Raw genomic sequence first — 2,497 nt, 5'->3', positions numbered from 1 at the left:
GTTACCTCGGATGGCACAGAATGATTGACCACCTCGGTCAAAGTATTACACCAACCCTTTGTTTCCTTGCATCTCTTGGGAAAACAAGACAGATTTAACAACTAATTGTGACATAGCCTAAAAAAAGGCCCCATCCAAGAATATTTCGTATTATTAAATTCTTTAAACCACGAAATTAAATTATCGCTAAAATAAATTAGAAATATTCCTTCAGCTAACCCTACCCCTAAAATAAGCATTACGCGTATTCGTTAGATCCAACAAATTTAAAAAGAATGAAATATTCGTCAATTAGATCAATGATGTTAAATTTACTTACTAATTTTTAAGCATACAACATACTCTCCGTCTTTTCTTTAGGCTAAGTTGATATTTTATAATTGTGAAAAATATCCCATTGCCCCGATGTTTAGTTCCAAAGCCAGAAAACGAAACCCGATACATGCTGGGCTTTTTCATTGTTCGCATCGCGGCGAGGATTGATTGTCCTGCAGGCAGTTTTATATTGCTCGAGTTGAGAGTGAACTTATTATGAAATACCAATAAGACTCTTAAAAAATGGATAATTTATTGTGGGATTTTATTGGGGACAACTCTTAAATATTTTATTAACTACTTGATTATATTCATGTTCTGGCGGGCGGTGTCATTCATACTTTACATTATAAGCTATATCCATTAATAAGATCAAAAACAATAACTTGTGATATACCAACAAATATACCAACAAAAACTTGTTATATCGATTTGTTCCTAGCTGATACGCCAGACATTGTGGATAGTTCGTCACGGGTATCTATTGGTGTATTTGCTTCTGGCAAATTTGCCGAAAGCAAAACGCCACCTTGGCCGCAATCAACGGCTCAGCCAGTAACGCTAACTCAGCACGCAATAAAAAGCCTAGGGGTAAGCTTAGGCTGTTCAAAAATAATCGCTTGTGGTTGATTCTGGTGGGTTGTGTTTGGATCTAAAAAACTTTTTTTGTGGATGTTTATGAAGCTAATGGCAAATGGCGGTACCTATAATTGAAATCTGTGAAGATTTAGACTGCCTCTGGCCAATTCCGCTTTTTATACTTTGCGAACGGGTTTTCTTTTTCATTGCTTGAGACTGGGTTCACTTTACTCTGCGCAACCGGTGTTAATCCAAAGTCATTCAGTAAATTCCTGTATTGTGCACTCAGGTGCCCTGTTGGGCATTCACCAGCGGCATATAATTGCACTATCTTTCCATGCAGTGCGCAAAGCATAGCTAAAGCCGATAAACCAGCCTCAGTAAGCAATTTGTTGGCTATCAAGATGGGTACAAGTCGATTCCATTCTTTCACTGAATGCTCATTAGGTAGCCAATCTGGTGCAGCCGGCATATCAATAATCAGTGGAAAATTTACAGAATCATTAACAGCACGATCTTTTCTCACTGTTCCTGATACTGCCTTTAAAGTTTGTGGTTTTCGTGGTTTTGCCATAATTAAATCCGTTTTTCTGAATTGACTGTGTAAAAATTTGAGCATGTCGCGGTACGGCTATTATGCCTCGCCAAAGATTGAATGGGGCGCGGTGCTTCATTGATCTATTGGCCATCCAGATTCGCTGATAATCCGTTTAGGTCTTAGCGTTCTGCCCTGTTCCTTGGCTGTCTCACGCTTATGACATTCTGCATTGATGGCTTGTAGGTTGCTCAGGTCATCCGTACCGCCCTTTGATTTGGGTATGACATGGTGCACCTCGTTAGCTGGCAATAGTCTCAACTTACCACCGAGGCATTTGTCACATTGACACAAGCCATTGTCGCGCTTAAGAACAACAATCCTTATCCGATCCCATGCGCTTCCATAACCGCGCTTATGCCGTGACTCAGTTGACCAATTAGAACTTCTCATAGTAACACCTAAAAAAATATTTTCATTTCGCGGGTGAGCGCAGAATGGCAAATGGCGGCCCTTCGAATTGAGAACTTCAAAGATCTAAGGGGCACCGGGATTATGATATCGATTAAGCTGTGAAAATAGGTGGCGGCCTGTTACCAACATACTTCTCAAGATCCGCCAATGTAGCATCCTTAGATCGCATGCTCTCCAGTTCATCAAGCAATTGTTGTTTTGTTTGCTCTGCATAGGTAATTCCCAAAACATGGGATTTCCGATTCACCAGTCTGATAATGTCCCGGGGTAGTTTTGATTTCATGGTTTCCTCTCGCGTGCGTGCATGTCCGCGTGCACAATTTGTCTCATCTTTTTTGCGTGTTAGCGTTATCTTGAAGGCAATGAGCGGTCCTGGTTGGCATTTGGCCTAAAGATTCAGACCGGCGTGCTATTCCTGCCGCGTGAAACTGTGCCAGGAGTCACCCTAAGCATAGTTCCACCGCAGAATGACGGGGTTTATTTTTATGTGTGCCACTAACCTGGATATTGCACGAGCATCAAAAATAAGAGCGAATTTGCCAGAGATTCATTTTTCAAGGGGGATAAATCGAGTTTCTATTCAGAATTTATTGT

3 protein-coding genes are annotated in these 2,497 nt (G+C 40.9%); all 3 read right to left on the bottom strand.

Translation table 11 applies throughout. From position 1 onward, the window contains the following. Positions 1–1,042: 1,042 nt before the first annotated feature. On the bottom strand, positions 1,043–1,468 hold the full coding sequence (locus BM021_RS14810) for a P27 family phage terminase small subunit (RefSeq protein ID WP_090721744.1): 426 nt from the start codon (positions 1,466–1,468) through the stop codon (positions 1,043–1,045). A 96-nt stretch (positions 1,469–1,564) separates the two neighbouring features. Then, positions 1,565–1,882 carry an HNH endonuclease gene (locus BM021_RS14805; protein WP_090721743.1) on the bottom strand — a complete coding sequence of 106 codons (318 nt, stop codon included), beginning with the start codon at positions 1,880–1,882 and terminating at the stop codon, positions 1,565–1,567. A gap of 112 nt (positions 1,883–1,994) precedes the next feature. Next, a complete protein-coding gene (locus BM021_RS14800) occupies positions 1,995–2,186 on the bottom strand; it encodes a hypothetical protein (RefSeq protein WP_090721742.1) in 192 nt (63 codons plus the stop codon). Positions 2,187–2,497: the final 311 nt, after the last annotated feature.

This window comes from Nitrosomonas sp. Nm166, assembly GCF_900112825.1.
In the GTDB taxonomy this organism is placed as follows: domain Bacteria; phylum Pseudomonadota; class Gammaproteobacteria; order Burkholderiales; family Nitrosomonadaceae; genus Nitrosomonas.
The sequence above is the reverse complement of the archived record's forward strand: the minus strand, read 5'-3'. Positions and strand labels throughout refer to the sequence as shown.

Bases quoted from the DNA above. Each gene is read 5' to 3' on its own strand.
- BM021_RS14810 (WP_090721744.1), bottom strand. From the start codon at position 1,468: ATGGCAAAACCACGAAAACCACAAACTTTAAAGGCAGTATCAGGAACA.
- BM021_RS14805 (WP_090721743.1), bottom strand. From the start codon at position 1,882: ATGAGAAGTTCTAATTGGTCAACTGAGTCACGGCATAAGCGCGGTTAT.
- BM021_RS14800 (WP_090721742.1), bottom strand. From the start codon at position 2,186: ATGAAATCAAAACTACCCCGGGACATTATCAGACTGGTGAATCGGAAA.